Below are 16,780 nucleotides of genomic sequence, written 5' to 3'. Positions count from 1 at the left end.
CTCGTCACTCAGGACCAGATCAGCTTTCGGACGCCCAACTCGTGCCATACCCCATTCTAAGAGATAGACAACGAATTACTGGCGTACGACACTAGCGAAAGGAGAAACTCGTGTCCCCCACCGATATCGCCACCGACTTCGTCGTGCTGTTGGACGAAGACGGGAGCGAAATCGGCGTCGCTCCCAAATCGAGCGTGCACGGCAGCGACACGGCGCTGCACCTGGCCTTCTCGTGTCATGTCTACAACGAACGCGGTGAGACCCTGGTCACCCGTCGCGCCCTCGGCAAGAAGACCTGGCCGGCCGTGTGGACCAACTCGTTCTGCGGTCACCCGCGCCCGGCCGAGCCCGTCATCGATGCGGTGCGCCGGCACGCGCAGCACGAACTGGGGCTGACCCTCCGCGACATCCGGCTGGTGCTGCCGCTGTTCCGCTATCGCGCGGTCGATGCGAACGGAATGGTCGAGCACGAGGTGTGCCCCGTCTACACGGCCGTCGTCGACGACGAGCCGCACCTGAACCCCGACGAGGTCGTCGAGGGCCGCTGGGTCGAGCCCGCCGACCTCGCCGTCTCGCTCCGCGCCACGCCGTGGGCCTTCAGCCCGTGGCTCGTGCTGCAGGCCGAGCAGATGCACGTGTTCGACGAGGCCGTCCCCGGCCGCCCGCCCGGAGCATCCTGATGATCGCGCTCTCCCGCGCCGACCGCGACGGCGTAAATGCCGCGATCTCGGCCTCCCTCGCGCGCCTGACCGGTCGCGCGGCCGCCCTCGGCGAGGGTGCGAGCTCCCTGGCATCCGCCGTCGCGGCTGCGGCGAGCGACGGCAAACGCGTGCGACCCGCGCTCGTGGTGGCCGCCTACCGGGCGCTGTGCGCCCCTGCCAGCGTGTGCGCCGCAGTCGGCGCCGCGGGCGCCTGCGCGTCAGGCGGCGCCGCGGGTGCCGGCGACCGGGAGGACGAGGAGTCCGCCGAGGCGGCGCTGTGGCAGACCGCCGCCGCCTTCGAGCTGCTGCACACCGCCTTCGTCGTGCACGACGACCTCATCGACCGCGACCTCGAGCGGCGCGGGGTGCCGAACGTCGCCGGACGCTTCCGCGCTCGCGCCGCCCAGTACGGCGCGTCCGCCGACGATGCCGCCCTCGTCGGTGACGCCGCGGCCGTGCTCGCCGGCGATCTGCTGCTGTTCGAGGCGGCGCGCCTGGTCGCGACCGTGGACGTCGATGCCGCCGCGCGCGGCGCACTGCTGCAGGTCTTCGACGACGCGATCCTCGTCTCGGCGGCTGGCGAGCTCGCCGACGTCGAGAACGCGGCGCGCACTGACGTGCCCGACACGGCGGCACTCCTCGGCGTCGCCCACGACAAGACCGCCGCCTACTCCTTCGAGGCGCCGCTGCTCGCGGGCGCCGCTCTCGCGGGGGCGTCGAGCGAGGCCCGCGCCGCCCTCGCCGCCGCCGCGGCCGATCTGGGGCTCGCGTTCCAGCTCGTCGACGACCTCATCGGCACGTTCGGCACGCGGCGCCAGGCGGGTCGCGCCCCCGGCGCCGACCTGCGGGAGGCCAAGCGCACGCCGCTCATCGGCTTCGCGCGGGGCGGCAACGCCTGGCCGCAGGTGCGCTCCGCGCTCGCGCTCGCCCACACCGGCCCGATCGCCGTCCGCCGCGCGCAGCGTGAGCTCGAGGCGAGCGGCGCCCGCGACGAGGTCGTCGTGCTCGTCGGCGACGCCCTGCAGCGCGCCCGCAGCCGCGCGGCCTCGCCCGCCCTCCCCGCCCCCGCCGTCGCCCTCCTCGCGGATATCGCGACGGCGATCGAGGAGCGCATCCCGTGACGACGAGCCTCTACGACCGGTGTGCGCAGGATGCCGCGGCATCCGTCATCGTCGCCTATTCGACCTCCTTCGCGCTCGCGTCGCGTCTCCTCGGCCCGCGGGTGCGCACGCACGTGCGGAGCGTCTACGCGCTCGTGCGGGTCGCCGACGAGATCGTCGACGGCGCGGCCGACGAGGCTCTCGTCCCCGCCCCGACGCAGCGGCTGCTGCTCGACGAGTTCGAGGCCGAGACGCTCACCGCGATCGCCCGCGGGTTCAGCACGAACCTCATCGTGCACGCCTTCGCGCTCGCCGCGCGCGAGTGCGGCATCGACGGCGAGCTCGTCCGCCCGTTCTTCGCGTCGATGCGCACCGACCTCACCCGCACCGAGCACGACGCGCAGTCGCACGACGCGTACGTGTACGGGTCGGCCGAGGTCGTCGGGCTCATGTGCCTGCAGGTGTTCGTCAACGCCGGGCGCGCCGTGCCCGAGACACCGTCGCCCGAGCTCGTCGAGGGCGCCCGACGGCTCGGCGCGGCGTTCCAGGACGTCAACTTCCTCCGCGATCGCGCCGACGACCGGGGGCGGCTCGGTCGCGACTACCTGGGGATCGACGGCGAGGCATCCCGCGCCGCCGTGCTCGCGCGCATCGACCACGACCTCGACGTCGCCGCGCTCGCGATACCGGCGCTGCCGGCCGACTGCCGCCGCGCAGTGACGACCGCGCACGGACTGTTCGCCGAGCTCGCGCACCGACTCCACGACGACGACCGCGACGACGTGCGCGTGTCGGTGCCGACGGCGGTCAAGGCGACCATCGCGGCGAAGGCGATCGCCGGTCTCCCCCCGCGACGGACCGACGCGTGAGCGGGTCGGCGGCCGTCGTCGGCGGCGGCATCGCGGGGCTCGCCACGGCCGCGCTCCTCGCACGCGACGGGTGGGAGGTGACACTCTTCGAGGCGCGCCCCGAGCTGGGCGGCCGCGCCGGATCGTGGGAGCGCGACGGCTTCCGCTTCGACACGGGGCCGAGCTGGTATCTCATGCCTGAGGTGTTCGACCACTTCTTCCGGCTCATGGGCACGACGGCCGAGACCGAACTCGACCTCGTGCCGCTGACCCCCGCCTACCGCGTGTACCCCGAGCCCGAGGGCGATGCGCCGTCTGCTCCGGTCGACGTCGTCTCCGGCCGTGACGCGGCGCGGGCGCTGTTCGAGGAGCGCGAGCCCGGCTCGGGGCCGCGGCTCGACGCCTACCTCGACTCGGCCGGCGAGGCCTACGACCTGGCCGTCTCGAAGTTCCTCTACGACACCTACCAGGGCACCGCGGGCCTCCGCGATCCGGCCGTCGTGCGGCGGCTGCCGCAGCTCGCGCCGCTTCTCGCCCGCTCGCTCGAGCGCCACGTCGCGCAGCGGTTCGACGATCCCGTGCTGCGCCAGATCCTCGGGTATCCCGCGGTGTTCCTCGGCGCGTCGCCGGCGACCGCGCCCGCGCTCTACCACCTGATGAGCCGTCTCGACCTCGACGAGGGCGTGCTGTACCCGCAGGGCGGATTCACCGCGCTCATCGCCGCCATCGCACGCCTCGCCGAGAGCGCCGGGGCGACGCTGCGGACGGATGCCCCGGTCGAGCGCATCCTCGTCACGGGCGGCGCCGCGCGGGGCGTGCGCCTCGCCGACGGCACCGTGCACCACGCCGACATCGTCGTCTCGACCGCCGACCTCCACCGCACCGAGACGGAGCTGCTCGCCCCGGCGGAGCGGACCTATCCGGACCGCTGGTGGGAGAAGCGCAACCCCGGACCCGGGGCGCTCCTGCTCCTCCTCGGCGTCGACGGCGAGCTGCCGCAGCTCGCGCATCACACGCTGCTGTTCGCCGCCGACTGGACGGAGAACTTCGACGACATCTTCGGTGCCGACACCCGTATTCCCGATCCGGCATCCATCTACATCTGCCGTCCGTCCGCAACCGATCCCGGTGTCGCGCCGGCCGGGAGCGAGAACCTCTTCGTCCTCGTTCCGATGCCCGCCGATCCGTCACTCGGGCACGGTGGCGAAGATGGCGACGGGGACCCGGCGATCGAGGCGGCCGCCGACCGGGTGATCGCGCAGATCGCCGACTGGACCGGCACGCCCGATCTGGCTGATCGGATTCGCGTGCGGCGCACGATCTCGCCCGCCGACTTCGAGAGCGACCTCGGCGCCTGGCGCGGCGGCGCGCTGGGCCTCGCGCACACCCTGCGGCAGAGCGCGGTGTTCCGGCCGCGCAACGCCTCGCGCCGCGTCGACGGCCTCCTCTACGCCGGTACGTCGGTGCTCCCCGGCATCGGGCTGCCGATGTGCCTCATCTCCGCCGAGCTCGTCGCCAAGCGGCTGCGCGGCGACAAGAGCGCCGCCCGCCTGCCCGAACCCGCGGCATCCGGCGCCTGAGCATGCCCGGCCTCTATCTCCTCGCCCTGCTGGTCTCCTTCGCCGGCATGCTCACCCTCGACGCGCGTTACCGGCTCGCCCTCTGGGCGGCGCCCGTGCCGTCGGGCCTCGCGATCCTCCTCGGCACGGTGTTCTTCGTCGCGTGGGATGCCACGTGCATCGCCGCGGGCGTCTTCGTGCGCGGCGGCAGCCCGCTGCTGCTCGGGGTCGAGCTGTTCCCGCACATGCCGGTGGAGGAGCCGGTGTTCCTCGCGTTCCTCTGCCATCTCGCGCTCGTGACGCACGCCGCGGCGCTTCGACTGGCGCAGCGGCGTCGTGCCGCGCGCCGAACCAGCGATGGGGAGGCACGGTGATGTACGCCCTGCTCACGATCCCGTTCCTCGTGCTCACCGCCATCGTCACCGTCGCGACGGCACGTCGACCGGGCTTCGCGGCGCGTATGCGCGCGTCGGCATGGACCGCCCTCGTGCTGATCATCCTGACCGCGATCTTCGACAACGTGATGATCGCCCTCGACCTCTTCACTTATCCGGAGCACCTCATCAGCGGCATCCGGATCGGCCTCGCCCCGATCGAGGACTTCTCCTATCCGCTCGCCGCGGCGTTCCTCGTGCCGGCGATCCGCTGCCTCTGCACGCCGCGACGGGCCGAGGAGGAGGCATGAGCGCGGGCGTCGCGCGGCAATTGGTGATCTCGTCACGACCGGTCAGCTGGATCAACACCGCCTATCCGTTCGCGGCGGCGTACCTCCTCACCACGCGCCAGGTGGATCTCGTGCTCATCGTCGGCACGGTGTTCTTCCTCGTCCCGTACAACCTCGCGATGTACGGCATCAACGACGTGTTCGACTACGAGTCGGACCTCCGCAATCCGCGCAAGGGCGGCGCGCACGGCGCGGTGCTCGACCGCAGGCTGCACCGCACGACGCTCTCGGCGGCCGCGCTCAGCTGCCTGCCGTTCGTCGTGTTCCTCGTCGCGGTCGGCTCACCCGCGTCATGGGTCGTGCTGGCCCTCAGCCTCTTCTTCGTGGTCTTCTACTCCTCGCCGCCGCTGCGCCTCAAGGAACGCCCGGTCGCCGATTCGATCACGAGCAGCATCCACTTCTTCTCCCCCGCGGTCTACGGCCTCGTGCTCGCGGGCGCGACCTGGACCTGGCCGCTCGTCGCGATCATCGTCGCCTTCGCACTGTGGGGCATCGCCTCGCACGCGTTCGGCGCGGTGCAGGACGTCGTCGCCGACCGGGAGGCCGGCATCTCGTCGATCGCCACCGCGTTCGGCGCGGCCCGCACCGTGCGGTTCGCGCTCGTCGCCTACGCCCTCGCCGGGCTCGTCATGCTCGGAACCTCCTGGCCGGGGCCGCTCGCGGCGCTGCTCGCCGTGCCGTACCTCGCGACCGTGTGGCCCTACCGCTCCGTGCCGGATGCCGAGGCCACCGCCGCCACGCGCGGGTGGGACCGCTTCCTCTGGCTGAACCAGTTCACCGGCTTCGCGGTGACGCTGCTCCTGATCTGGTACGCCCTGAGCCGCTGAGCGGGCGCCGCTGCAGCCGCCCGCGCACCCGCACGCAATCGGAGAACACGAACAGAATCGGATGCCGCGGTGGCTGGCATCCGATTCTGTTGCGGATCTCCGATTCTGCGCAGGACCCGTCGCCGCTCAGTTGCCGCCGCTCAGCGTCAACAGCTTCTGCACGGCGGCGGTCAGCTGCGCGTCCGCGGCGGCGAAGGCCGTGAGGTCTCCCGCCTTGAGCGCGGCGTCACGAGCGGTCATCGCCGCCTGCGCCTCCTTCAGCGCCGCCTGGAACTGCACGTCGGTACCGGTGCCGCCGGTCTCGCCGCCCGTGCCGGGCTCGCCCGACTCGCTGGGGTTCGGCGACGGGGTGACGTTGTTGTCACCCGTGGAGGCGCCCGAATCGCCGCCGAACAGCGAGTCCAAGGCATCCTGCAGCGTGTCCTCGAACGCGACCTTGTCGCCGAATGCGACGAGGATCTTCCGCAGCGTCGGCAGTTTCGTGCCGCTGGATGCCTGGACGAACACCGGCTGCACATAAAGGAAGCCGCCGCCGACCGGGAGCGTCAGCAGGTTGCCGTTGAGCACCTCGGACTGCCCCTGCTTGAGCAGGTTCAGCTGCTGCGAGATCGTCTCGTTCGAGTTGAAGGTGTTCTGCACCTGCCCGGGGCCAGGGACGCTCACGTCGGCGGAGATCTGCAGCATGCGCAGCTTTCCGTAGTCGGCCGCCCTCTGGCCGGCCACTGCGCCCGCGTCGGAGTCCACCGCCAGATATCCCATCAGGACGTTCCGCGCGCCGTCGCCCTCCGCGGCCGGGATGAACGAGGTGAACATCGAGAACGTCGGCGCCTCTTGGCCCGGCATCTTCATCGACAGGTAGTACGGCGGCTGCAGTACGTCCGCCTGGGAGACGGGGTCGTTCGGGGTCTTCCACGCGTTGTCGCGCGCATAGAACGAGGCCGCGTCGTCGACGTGGTACGTGCCGAGCATCGCGCGCTGCACCTTGAAGAGGTCGGTCGGGTAGCGCACGTGGCTCATCAGGTCGGCGGACATGTCCGAGACCGGCTTGAGCGTCGACGGATAGACCTTCTGCCACGCCTGCAGCATCGGGTCGGTGTCGTCCCACGCGTAGAGGGTCACTTCGCCCGAGTAGGCGTCGACGGTCGCCTTGACCGAGTTGCGGATGTAGTTGACGTCGTCGAGCGCGACACGCGGCGTCGTGTTCGTCGTGTCGCTGATCGCGTCGCGGAGGCTCACGATCGACGAGTAGGGGTAGTTCGCGCTCAAGGTGTAGCCGTCGACGATCCACACGATCTTGCCGTCGACGATCGACGGATACGGATCGTTGTCGAGCTCGAGGTACGGCGCGACCTTCTGCACCCGGGTCACCGGATCGCGGTCGTAGAGGATCTGCGACTTGTCGTTGATCGCGTCGGAGAGCAGGATGTCGGTCGACTGGAACTTCAGCGCGTAGATCAGGCGGTTGAAGAGGTTGCCGATCTGGGGGCCGCCGTCGCCCGTGAACGTCGTCTTCGTCTGCGCTGCCCCGTCGGCACCGCGCGGATAGTCGAGCTCGATGTCCGTGCCACCCTCGGGTCCGCCGACGATCGAGTACGGCGGCGAGGACTCGCCGAAGTAGACGCGCGGCTCGTAGGCGGTCTCATCCGTGAGCGCGCCCGCGGTCGGGATGCCCCGCTCCAGGAACACGGGGTTGCCGTCGGCCGCGCGGTCGTTGCCCTTCGCGGCGACCATTCCGTAGCCGTGCGTATAGACGAGCGTCGTGTTGTACCAGGTCGCCGCTGCCCCGAGCTGGTCGAGGTTGAGCTCGCGGACCGAGACCACGGCATCCTGGCTTTTCCCGTCGATCTGGTAGCGGTCGACATCGAGCGGGTCGGAGAACTTGTAGTACGGACGGTACTGCTCGAGCTGGCGGACCGTCGGCGGAATGATGGCCGGGTCCATGATGCGGATGGATGCCGTCGTGTCGGCGTCCTCGCGCAGCTGCCCCGGCTCGGCGTCGGTCGCTGCCTTGAAGTCGCTCTTCTCGAGGCCGTCGATGCCGTAGGCGGCCTTCGTCGCGTCGATGTTGCGCTGGTAGAAGGGGCTTTCCAGGGTCTCCTGGTTGGGCACGACCTGGAACTGGTTCACGAGGAACGGGTAGGCGACCGTGACGACCAGGGACGACACGATGAGCAGGGCCGTTCCGATGAGGGGGAAGCGCCAGCGTCCGATCACCGCGGTGATGAAGAACAGCACGGCGACGATCGCGGCGGCGATCGAGAGGATGGTGAGCCCCGGGATGACGGCGTGCACGTCGACGTAGCTCGCACCCGTGATGCGGTCACTCGTCTCGGTGAGCGTCTTGTACCGGTCGAGCCACAGGCTCGCGCCCTGGACGAGCAGGAAGAGGCCCGCGATAATCGCGAGCTGGATGCGTGCCGCCTTCGAGATGCGCAGCTCGCGCTGGCCGATCCGCACCGAGCCGTAGAGGTAGGCGACGAGCACCGTCACGCCGAGGCAGACGAGGAGCACCGCGGAGGCGAAGCCGAGCACGGCGGAGAGGAACGGCACCGAGAACAGGTAGAACCCGACGTCCATCTGGAACTGCGGGTCGGTGGTTCCCGTGTCGACCCGATTGGCCCACAGCCACACCGTCTCCCACTGCGCGGCGGCGGCGAAGCCGGCGAAGAACCCGAAAAAGACCGGGATGCCCCACATCGCGAGGCGGCGGAGCGGCTCGACGACCTCCTGGTAGTGGTCCAGCTGCGAACTGAGCCGCGCGTAGACGGGTCGGAGCCGGTAGGCGAGCTGGATCGCGACGAACACGGGGACGGCCATCGCGAGGAAGCCCACGATGAACATGACGATCCGCGCCGTCCACTGGGTCCACAGCACGCCGGTGAAGCCCAGCTGGTCGAACCACAGCCAGTCGGCGTAGAGGCTCGCGAAGAGGAAGAAGCCGACGACGATCACGGCGATCACGACGAGCGTGATGGCGATGGCCTTGCGGACGGGATTCGGCGTGGCCTGGTTCGGCGCGGAGGTCGTGGTCACCCCACCATCCTAGGCGCGGCCCCGCCGCCCGGCTCGTGTGCCTGTACGGCGAGGTACCGGTTGGGGCATATTCCCAGCAGAACGTGACGAAGGCGTTGCGCGCCGCCCGCTCGGAGGCCGCTCAGAGACCGGTCGGGCGCGGCCGGCGACTCAGGAGCAGGTCGGCAGCGCGCCGAGGTCGCCGCCGTCGCGGATCGCGGAGAGCACCCCGAGTGCGTCGTCGAGCGTCGAGACCTTGAAGACACGGAGTCCGTCGGGGATGTGGCCGACGACCTCGTCGCAGTTGTCGGCGGGCGCGAGGAACCAGGTGTCCCCGGCATCCACGGCGCCGAACATCTTCTGACGGATGCCGCCGATCGGGCCAACCGTGCCGGCGGCGTCGATCGTGCCGGTGCCGGCGACCTGCTCGCCGCCGTTCAGCTCGCCGTCCGTGAGCGTGTCGATGATCCCGAGGGCGAACATCATGCCCGCCGAGGGCCCGCCGACGTTGTCGAGCTGAATGGTCACCTGGATCGGGAAGTCGTAGTCGTGCATCGTCGAGACGCCGATCAGCCACACCGTCTCGCCGTCGGTAGTGGATGCCTGGGGCGTGATCGTCTCGTAGAGCGTCTGACCGTCGCGCTCGACCGTGAGATCGACCGGCGCGCCGTCGCCCGCGTTGATGATCTCGCGGAGGGCCGGCGTGTCGGTGATCGGGGTGCCGTTCGCGGCGCGGATGACATCGCCCTCCTGCAGGATGCCCTGCGCGGCGGAGTCGTCGGTCAGCGAGTAGACGCGCACCATCGGCTTCACGTCGTAGCCGAGCTCGGTCAGCGCCGCGGCGGTCGCCTCCTTCTGCGAGTCGACCATCATGACGGCGCTCTCCTGATTGCGCTGCTCGGTCGTCTGCCCGGCGGGGAACACCTGGTCGACCGGCAGCACCGCCTTCGACGGGTCGAACCACGCGAGGGCGAGCTCGAACCACGACGGCGTGCGCTCGCGCGAGCCGACGACCTGCACCGTGAGGAGGTCGAGCGCCCCCGCGGTCGGGTAGGTCTGCGCGCCCTCGACCGAGATGAGCGGCACCTCGTCGCCGTCGGAGTTCTGCACCGAGCCCAGCGTGTTGAACACGGGCCCCGGGCGCTGGATGACGAACGACGTGGGCAGCACCGTGAGCGCGAGCAGCGCGAACAGCGCGACGGTGAGGGCCCAGACCCCCACCGTGGTGCGGCGCGACATGCGGCGGCGGGGCGCGGGGACGATCGTCGTGCCCTCGTCGAACAGTGCCACGGCAGACCCTTCCGGCCGGTCGTTCGCGATCGGCGTACACACGACCCCCTCACCGAGAGCGCGAGACGCGCCGCGGCGGAGACCGTGCGACTAGCGTAGAGCGCGACGACTTCCGCCTGCTGAAAGGCGCCTGACATGGCTGACGACGACAACGACGACCGCTTCGGCGAGGACGAATTCCAGGAGCTCCTGCGGAACCTGCTCGGGGGCGCGGGAGGTGCCGGCGGCGCGGGAATCGACCCGGCGCAGCTCGAGGGACTCTCCCGCATGGGCATCGACCCCGCGATGCTGCAGCAGATCATGGGGCAGATGCAGGCCGCCTTCGCGCAGAGCCAGAGTGCGGGCGGCGCCGGGGACGGCATCGACTGGAGCTCGGCGAAGACGCAGGCGCTGCACCTCGCCAATCGCGACGGGATCGGCATCACCACCGGCGACCGCACCGAGTTCGATCAGGCATTCGCCCTGGCGACTCTGTGGCTGAGCGAGGCGACGACGATCTCCGAGCTCGCCGCACCCCCGCTCGCGATCACCCGCGGCCAGTGGGTCGAGCAGACGCTGCCGGTGTGGCAGGAGCTCGCCGAGCCGGTCGCCGACTCGATCGCCGGCGCTCTCACCTCGGTGCTCGACGAGCAGACGCCCGAGGAGATGAAGCAGCTCGTCGCGGGCGCGGGCGCGTTCATGCGCCGCATCGGCGGGTCGATGTTCGCCGCGCAGCTCGGCGGCGTGATCGGCCGCCTCTCGCTCGAGGTCGTCTCCGGCGGCGACGTCGGGATCCCGGTGATGCCCGACGGGGTCGCGGCGATCCTGCCGCAGAACTTCGCCGACTTCGGCCGCGACCTCGACGTCACCGACGACCAGCTCGCCCTCTACCTCGCGACCCGCGAACTCGCCCACGCGCGGCTCTTCCGGCACGCGAAGTGGCTGCGGCTGCACGTGATCTCGCAGGTGACCGATTTCGCCCGGGGCATCCACGTCGACACGTCGGCGCTCGAAGACCTCGCGTCGCGCTTCGACCCGTCGCAACCCGATGAGCTGCGCGCGCTGCTGGAATCGGGGGCCCTCCTCCCCCAGCGCACGCCCGTGCAGGAAGCGGCACTCACGCGCCTCGAGAACCTCCTCGCGACGATCGAGGGCTGGGTCGACATCGTGACGGCGGATGCCACGGCGCGCCTCCCCGAGGCGCCGAAGATCGCCGAGGCCGTGCGACGCCGCCGCGCCGTGGGCGGGCCGGCCGAGCAGGCGATGGCCTCGCTCGTGGGCCTCGAACTGCGCCCGCGTCGCCTGCGCGAGGCCTCGGCGATGTGGCGTGCGGTGACCGATGCGGTCGGCGCGGCCGAGCGCGACAGCCTGTGGGACTACCCCGACCTCATGCCCGGACCCGGCGACATCGACGACCCGGAGGGGCTGATCGTGCGGTTGCGCGCCCGCGCCTCCGGCGAGGCGCCGCCGCGCGACGCCATGGACGATGCGCTCGACGCCCTGCTGGCGCAGGAGGCCGGCGCGGGCGGCGAGGGCGGTGACTCTCCGAGCGACGCGGACGGCGGCGACGGATCGGGCGGCGAACCGGCCGATGACGCGGACAGCGAGTCCGGCACCGACGAGCCCGGAACGGACGACCCGCGCCCGGTCTGATCGGTCGCCCACCGCTGTCCATCGCCTCCTCCACAGGCCGGCGGAACGGACCTGTTCAGCTGATTCCTGTGGACAGCGGGCGCGGGGCCTGCCGCCGGTCGGCATGATCGGGGCATGCTCCGACTTGCCCCCTCGCACCCGCCGCTCTGGCGCACCGCTTCCAGCATGCAGCTCGGGCCCGACGGGGCGGTGCGGCTCGACGACGTCGCGCCCTGGCAGGAGCAGCTGCTCGACGCGCTGACCGAAGGCATCCCCGACGCGATGCTGCTGCCCCTCGCGCGCACGTTCGGCGCGAGCGCCGAGGCGGCAGAGCGGTTCGTCGCCGGCATCGGCGGCGCGCTCGCCCCCGGGCCGGCCGCACCGCTCGCCGTGCAGGCGGAGCTGCCCGCCGACGTGAGCTTCGCCGAGGCCGACGCCCTGGCGCACGGCTGGCAGGCCGGTGGACTCGACGCCGTGCAGACGACCCGCTGGCGGCGGGACGCGCCCGATCCGGCGCTGCCGATGATCGTCGTCGCGGATCACCTGATCGAGCCCCGCCGTGCGGGCGCGCTCCTGGCCGCCGACATCCCGCACCTGCCGATCGTGCTCGCTGGAGACCGCGTCGTCGTCGGGCCGCTCGTGGTGCCCGGCGTCACGGCCTGCCTCGCCTGCCTGCACGCCCGGCGCACCGACGCCGATCCGCGCTGGCCGCTCGTGGCCGCGCAGCTGCTCGGACGCGAACGCGTGCCGACCGATGCGGGGCTCGTGCTCGAGGCGGCGGTGCTCGCGGCGCGACTGCTCCGCGCGGCATCCACCGGCCCCGTGTCGGCGACGGCGCTGTCAGTGACCCTCAGCTGCGCGGACGTGCGGCGCGTGTGGCACGCGCACCGCCCGCACGCAGATTGCCTGTGCCGATCTCCTGAACGAACCGCGACCGCTGCCGAGGACGGGGCGCTCCGTGACCCGGCGAGCCGACCTGCTCCGACCACGACAGCGACAGCGTTCGCCCGGCCCGCGTGACGCCGACGTAAACGAGACGGCGCTCCTCGTCGATCTCGGCGGGAGTGCTCGCGTACGAGATCGGCAGCAGGCCCTCCGACAGCCCGACGAGGTGCACATGGTCCCATTCCAGACCCTTGGCGGCGTGGAGGGTCGCGAGAGTCACGGTGCGCAAGGCCGGCTCGTGCTGGTCGCGGCCCCGCGCCATCAGCTCGTCGGTGAAACCGCGCAGGGTGGTCCCTTCCGGGGCCTCTTCAGCGAGGCGCAGCACGGCGGCGCGCGCCTCCCACGCGTCGCGGAGGGCGCCGCCCGCCGGTGGCGGGTCGTCGCTGAGCCCGAGCGAGCGCAGTACGTCGCGGACGGCGGCGAGGAACGTCGTCTCCACCGGCGCGACGGACGCGCCGCGGAGGGCCATCACGGCCTGGCGCACCTCGGGCAGGTCGAAGAAGCGCCGTCCGCCGAGCACACTCGCCGCGATGCCGCGCGCCGCGAGGGCGGCGAGAAGGGGCGCCGACTGCGCGTTCGCGCGGTAGAGCACGGCGATGTCGTCGGGCGAGACGCCGGCGGCGATCTGCGCGGCCACCGTTCCGGCCACCCCGTCCGCCTCGGCCGCATCGTCGGGATAGGCGGTCGCGACCGGCGCGACGCCGCCCGACGTGGCATCCGGCGCGGCGGCGCTCGAGAGCGTCAGCGCCCCCGGGCGCCCGTGCATCAGCGCGTTCGCGACGGTGAGGATGCCGGGGTCCGACCGATAGTTGCGCTCGAGACGCACCACCTGGGCGTCTTCGTGCCGGTCGGCGAAGTCGAGCAGGTAGCGCGGGTCGGCGCCCGCGAACGAGTAGATCGTCTGGCTCGGGTCGCCGACGACGCAGATGTCGTGCCGGTCGCCGAGCCACAGCTCGAGCAGGCGGTGCTGCACGGGCGAGACGTCCTGGAACTCGTCGACGGTGAGGTGCCGGTACTGCTCGTGCACGGCCGCAGCGACCCGCGGCTCCGACTCGAGCATCCCGGCGCAGGCGAGCAGCACGTCCTCGAAGTCGAGCTGGCGCCGCTCGTCCTTCACCTTCTCGTAGGCGCGCATCAGGTCGGCGAGGGCGCCCGCGTCGAGGCTCCCGAGTCCCGTGGGGTGCGCCGCGGCATCCTGGTCGATCGTGCGCATCGCGACCTTGCGCCATTCGATGCGGCTCGCGACGTCGCGGAGCGTCGCCGCGTCGAGGTGCAGCCGCAGCAGGTCGGCGGCCTGCCCGAGCACGCGCACCTTCTTGTCGACGATCGACGGAGCGGTGTCGTTCGCGAGCTGCGGCCAGAAGAAGTTCAGCTGCGCGAGCGCGGTGGCGTGGAAGGTGCGCGCGGCGACCCCCTCGACGCCGAGCGCCCGGAGCCGTCCGCGCATCTCGCCGGCCGCCTTCGCCGTGAAGGTGACCGCCATCACCCGGCCGGGCGAGTACGCGCCGGTGTCGACGCCGTGCGCGATGCGGTGCGTGATGACGCGCGTCTTGCCGGTGCCGGCGCCGGCGAGCACGCACACCGGGCCGCGCAGCAGCGAGGCCGCGACCCGCTGCTCGTCGTCGAGGGCGGCGAGGGCGCCCTCGCTCACGCGCGCTCCACCCAGTCGACGATCAGACGGTGGGCGATCGAGGCGGTGCCGGGGAGCGTGAACGGCGCGGTGGCGCCGGTGACGGATGCCCCTGACTCAGATGCCACTGACGCGCGCGCCTGCGCCTCGCGCGCCTGCGCCCCGAGCGCCTCGGCGAGCTCGTCGCGGGAGAACCAGCGCACGTCGACGATCTCCTCGCCGTCCGCGCGGGCAACCGCCCCGGCAGCCGCCGTCGCGTGGAACCCGAGCATGAGCGAGCGCGGGTAGGGCCACGACTGCGACCCGCGGTAGCGCAGATCGTCGACGGCGACGCCGGCCTCCTCGAGCACTTCGCGGGCGACCGTCGACTCGAGCGACTCCCCCGCCTCCACGAACCCGGCGAACGTCGAATACATGTTGCGGCTCGCCCAGATCGCGTTCTTGCCGAGCAGCAGCCGCTCGCCGTCGGTCGACTGCACGGCGACGATCACGGCCGGGTCGGTGCGGGGGAAGTGCTCGCGCCCGCATCCGCCCTCGGAGACCGGGCAGCGCCGCGCCCAGCCGGCCGCGCGCACGACGGTGCGCGTGCCGCAGGTGGAGCAGAACGGGGCGTCGAGCAGCCAGCGGCCGAGCGAGACCGCCTCCACGAGGAGACCCGCATCGACGGCGTCGAGTTCGCCGCCCGCGGCGCGGAGCGCCCGCCACTGCGGCGAATCCGGGGCGGTCGCGCTGTCCGAGGCATCCCTCACGACGGGCTCCGGGGCGTCCGCTGCCGTCGCCGCGAGCAGCACGGCGGCGCCCGACGCGTCCCGGCCGAGGAACGCCCACTCCGCCGCGCCGGCGATCGCCGTCGGCGCCACGAGGTGAAGCCGGGTGCCGGATGGCTCGACGAGTCCGCGATCCCCGTGGACGGCGACTACCCGCGTGTCCGCCTGCTGCCGCAGCCGGTCGACGAGATCCGGCGTGTCGCGCTCCGCGGCGGCCCGGTCGATGCCGGCGCGCGCGAGCGGCGGGGGCTGAGGGGCGCGGGACTGGGGCATCCGAGACCTTCCTTGCCGGGCGTGGCGCGCGGCCTGACGGGGCACGGCAGACCTAACCTGGGGGCATGGCACGCTCACCCCTCACTCTAGCCGCGTCGGTGACCTCGGCCCTGCCCCGCGTCGTGGTGACCGGCGTCGGCTCGCTGAGCGAAGGGACCTCGGGCCGTTACGACAGCGCGATCGCCGAGCTCGACGACGGGCGGCGGGTCGTCGTGCGCGTGCCGGTGGACGACGCGGCCGACGCCGACCTCGGCGCCGAGGCGCGCGCGCTGCGCTCTCTGACCGCGGGCGTGCGCGGCGTGCTGCCCTTCGGTGCTCCCGACGTGCTCGGCGAGACCCGCGTCGACGGCCGCCTGACGCTCGTGCAGACGCTGCTGCCCGGCTACCGCGTCGACGCGGCGCACGTGCCCGCCGGCCGCGGCATCGCGACGGCGCTCGCGACCGCCACCGCGCAGGTGCACGACCTGCCGGTGACCGTCGTCCGCGATGCCGGCCTGCCGATGCTGACCGCAGAGGAGGTGCGCGCCGACGCCGAGCGTCTGCTCGACGCCGCCGAGGCCACGGGTCTCCTGCCCTTCGGACTGCTCCGCCGCTGGAGCACCGCCATCGGCTCCGACCCGCTCTGGCGCTTCGAGACGACCGTCGTGCTCGGCGGTGTCGACCCGGCCTCGTTCGTCTTCGAGGACGACGCGGACGGCGTCCCGCAGGTGACGGGGCTCCTCACCTGGGGCGGGCTCGGCGTCGGCGACCCGGCGATCGACCTGCGCTGGACGGCCTCGGCGCCCGCCGCGCGCGACGACGTCTTCGACACGTATGCGCGCGCCTCGCATCGAGCCCCCGACGCGCAGATCGCCGAGCGCGCGCGCCTGCACGCCGAACTCGAGTTCGCCCGGTGGCTCGTGCACGGCCAGACCGTCGGCTCGGAGGAGATCATCGCCGACGCGATCGCCCTCCTCTCCTCCCTCGACGACACGATGCGCGACCAGCCCGCCGTCGTGCACGACACGACGACCGCCGACGACGCGATCGCCGCGAGCGAGCGCCTGCCGCTCGGCACGGGTGCGCTCGGCGCCGCCGGGTTCGGCACCGGCGCGCTCGGCGCGGCCCGCGGCATTGACACATCGATGCACACCGACACCTTCGATCCCGAGACCCTCGCCGGCTTCCTCGCCGACGAGGAGGCACGGGCCGAAGGTCGCGAGACCGGCCCCGACGCGACGGTGCCGATCGACCTCTCGGAGTGGTCCGGGCTCACCTTCGGCGACGGCGGCGCTCCCGTCGCCGCACCCGGCGCGGCGGGGAGCGGCGAGGCGGTGGCGGGCGAGACACCCGCCGTCGACCGCGAGGAATCCTCGTCAGGCGACGAGACGGGTGACGTGCGGCGCGCGGCGAGCACAGACGGCGCGGATGCCTCGGACCGCGACGACGACCTCGACACCGCGGCGCGCAACGCCATGCGCCGCTGGACCGGCACCGTCTGAGCCGCGCCCGCG

The 16,780-nt window shown here is 72.4% G+C and carries 13 protein-coding genes and 1 pseudogene; 10 read left to right on the top strand and 4 right to left on the bottom strand.

Annotated features, from left to right (window positions below):
- The first annotated feature begins 110 nt into the window (after nt 1-110).
- The 7 genes from idi to LOK55_RS07615 are packed head-to-tail and all read left to right on the top strand — an operon-like array spanning nt 111 to nt 5,759.
- Entirely contained in the window at nt 111-680 is a 570-nt protein-coding gene (gene idi / locus LOK55_RS07645) for an isopentenyl-diphosphate Delta-isomerase (RefSeq protein ID WP_229934892.1), read from the top strand.
- A complete protein-coding gene (locus tag LOK55_RS07640) occupies nt 680-1,822 on the top strand; it encodes a polyprenyl synthetase family protein (RefSeq protein ID WP_229934891.1) in 1,143 nt (380 codons plus the stop codon). Before idi ends, LOK55_RS07640 begins: the two co-directional genes overlap by 1 nt.
- Entirely contained in the window at nt 1,819-2,670 is an 852-nt protein-coding gene (locus LOK55_RS07635) for a squalene/phytoene synthase family protein (protein WP_141379212.1), read from the top strand. The genes LOK55_RS07640 and LOK55_RS07635 overlap by 4 nt, the downstream gene beginning before the upstream one ends.
- On the top strand, nt 2,667-4,229 hold the full coding sequence (crtI, locus tag LOK55_RS07630; protein ID WP_229934890.1) for a phytoene desaturase family protein: 1,563 nt from the start codon (nt 2,667-2,669) through the stop codon (nt 4,227-4,229). Before LOK55_RS07635 ends, crtI begins: the two co-directional genes overlap by 4 nt.
- A gap of 2 nt (nt 4,230-4,231) precedes the next feature.
- Nucleotides 4,232-4,582 (top strand): lycopene cyclase domain-containing protein, encoded by a 351-nt coding sequence (locus LOK55_RS07625; protein WP_141379209.1) that lies wholly within the window; start codon nt 4,232-4,234, stop codon nt 4,580-4,582.
- Entirely contained in the window at nt 4,582-4,893 is a 312-nt protein-coding gene (locus LOK55_RS07620; RefSeq protein WP_206694260.1) for a lycopene cyclase domain-containing protein, read from the top strand. The genes LOK55_RS07625 and LOK55_RS07620 overlap by 1 nt, the downstream gene beginning before the upstream one ends.
- On the top strand, nt 4,890-5,759 hold the full coding sequence (locus LOK55_RS07615; RefSeq protein ID WP_141379205.1) for a prenyltransferase: 870 nt from the start codon (nt 4,890-4,892) through the stop codon (nt 5,757-5,759). The genes LOK55_RS07620 and LOK55_RS07615 overlap by 4 nt, the downstream gene beginning before the upstream one ends.
- 126 nt (nt 5,760-5,885) lie before the next feature.
- Here LOK55_RS07615 and LOK55_RS07610 read toward each other — a convergent pair whose 3' ends face one another.
- Both LOK55_RS07610 and LOK55_RS07605 read right to left on the bottom strand, forming a co-directional pair.
- On the bottom strand, nt 5,886-8,792 hold the full coding sequence (locus tag LOK55_RS07610) for a UPF0182 family protein (RefSeq protein ID WP_229934889.1): 2,907 nt from the start codon (nt 8,790-8,792) through the stop codon (nt 5,886-5,888).
- A 150-nt stretch (nt 8,793-8,942) separates the two neighbouring features.
- Entirely contained in the window at nt 8,943-10,061 is a 1,119-nt protein-coding gene (locus LOK55_RS07605) for a S16 family serine protease (protein WP_229934888.1), read from the bottom strand.
- A gap of 135 nt (nt 10,062-10,196) precedes the next feature.
- On the opposite strand from LOK55_RS07605, the gene LOK55_RS07600 reads away from it, so the two are divergent.
- Nucleotides 10,197-11,693, top strand: a complete 1,497-nt coding sequence (locus tag LOK55_RS07600) for a zinc-dependent metalloprotease (protein WP_229934887.1) — start codon at nt 10,197-10,199, stop codon at nt 11,691-11,693.
- A gap of 114 nt (nt 11,694-11,807) precedes the next feature.
- Nucleotides 11,808-12,560: pseudogene (locus tag LOK55_RS14245) on the top strand (hypothetical protein); the annotation flags it as partial.
- Here LOK55_RS14245 and LOK55_RS07590 read toward each other — a convergent pair.
- Nucleotides 12,523-14,268 (bottom strand): ATP-dependent helicase, encoded by a 1,746-nt coding sequence (locus LOK55_RS07590; protein ID WP_229934886.1) that lies wholly within the window; start codon nt 14,266-14,268, stop codon nt 12,523-12,525. The pseudogene LOK55_RS14245 and the gene LOK55_RS07590 sit on opposite strands and share 38 nt — an antisense overlap.
- Nucleotides 14,265-15,287 (bottom strand): NAD(+) diphosphatase, encoded by a 1,023-nt coding sequence (gene nudC, locus LOK55_RS07585; protein WP_229934885.1) that lies wholly within the window; start codon nt 15,285-15,287, stop codon nt 14,265-14,267. Before nudC ends, LOK55_RS07590 begins: the two co-directional genes overlap by 4 nt.
- Nucleotides 15,288-15,352: 65 nt before the next feature.
- Between nudC and LOK55_RS07580 the strand changes: the two genes are divergently transcribed.
- Complete coding sequence (locus LOK55_RS07580) at nt 15,353-16,768, top strand: phosphotransferase (protein WP_229934884.1); 1,416 nt, start codon at nt 15,353-15,355, stop codon at nt 16,766-16,768.
- Nucleotides 16,769-16,780: the final 12 nt, after the last annotated feature.

Origin of the sequence: Microbacterium sp. F2E (assembly GCF_020905435.1) — a bacterium.
Lineage (GTDB): Bacteria > Actinomycetota > Actinomycetes > Actinomycetales > Microbacteriaceae > Microbacterium > Microbacterium lacticum.
Note: the sequence above shows the minus strand (reverse complement) of the source record. Positions and strands in the feature narration are given on the sequence as shown.

What these genes read in the sequence shown, in the direction of transcription:
- LOK55_RS07620 (WP_206694260.1), top strand. Translation starts at nt 4,582, where the DNA reads ATGTACGCCCTGCTCACGATCCCGTTCCTCGTGCTCACCGCCATCGTC.
- nudC (WP_229934885.1), bottom strand. Translation starts at nt 15,287, where the DNA reads ATGCCCCAGTCCCGCGCCCCTCAGCCCCCGCCGCTCGCGCGCGCCGGC.
- LOK55_RS07580 (WP_229934884.1), top strand. Translation starts at nt 15,353, where the DNA reads ATGGCACGCTCACCCCTCACTCTAGCCGCGTCGGTGACCTCGGCCCTG.
- LOK55_RS07625 (WP_141379209.1), top strand. Translation starts at nt 4,232, where the DNA reads ATGCCCGGCCTCTATCTCCTCGCCCTGCTGGTCTCCTTCGCCGGCATG.
- LOK55_RS07640 (WP_229934891.1), top strand. Translation starts at nt 680, where the DNA reads ATGATCGCGCTCTCCCGCGCCGACCGCGACGGCGTAAATGCCGCGATC.
- LOK55_RS07615 (WP_141379205.1), top strand. Translation starts at nt 4,890, where the DNA reads ATGAGCGCGGGCGTCGCGCGGCAATTGGTGATCTCGTCACGACCGGTC.
- LOK55_RS07600 (WP_229934887.1), top strand. Translation starts at nt 10,197, where the DNA reads ATGGCTGACGACGACAACGACGACCGCTTCGGCGAGGACGAATTCCAG.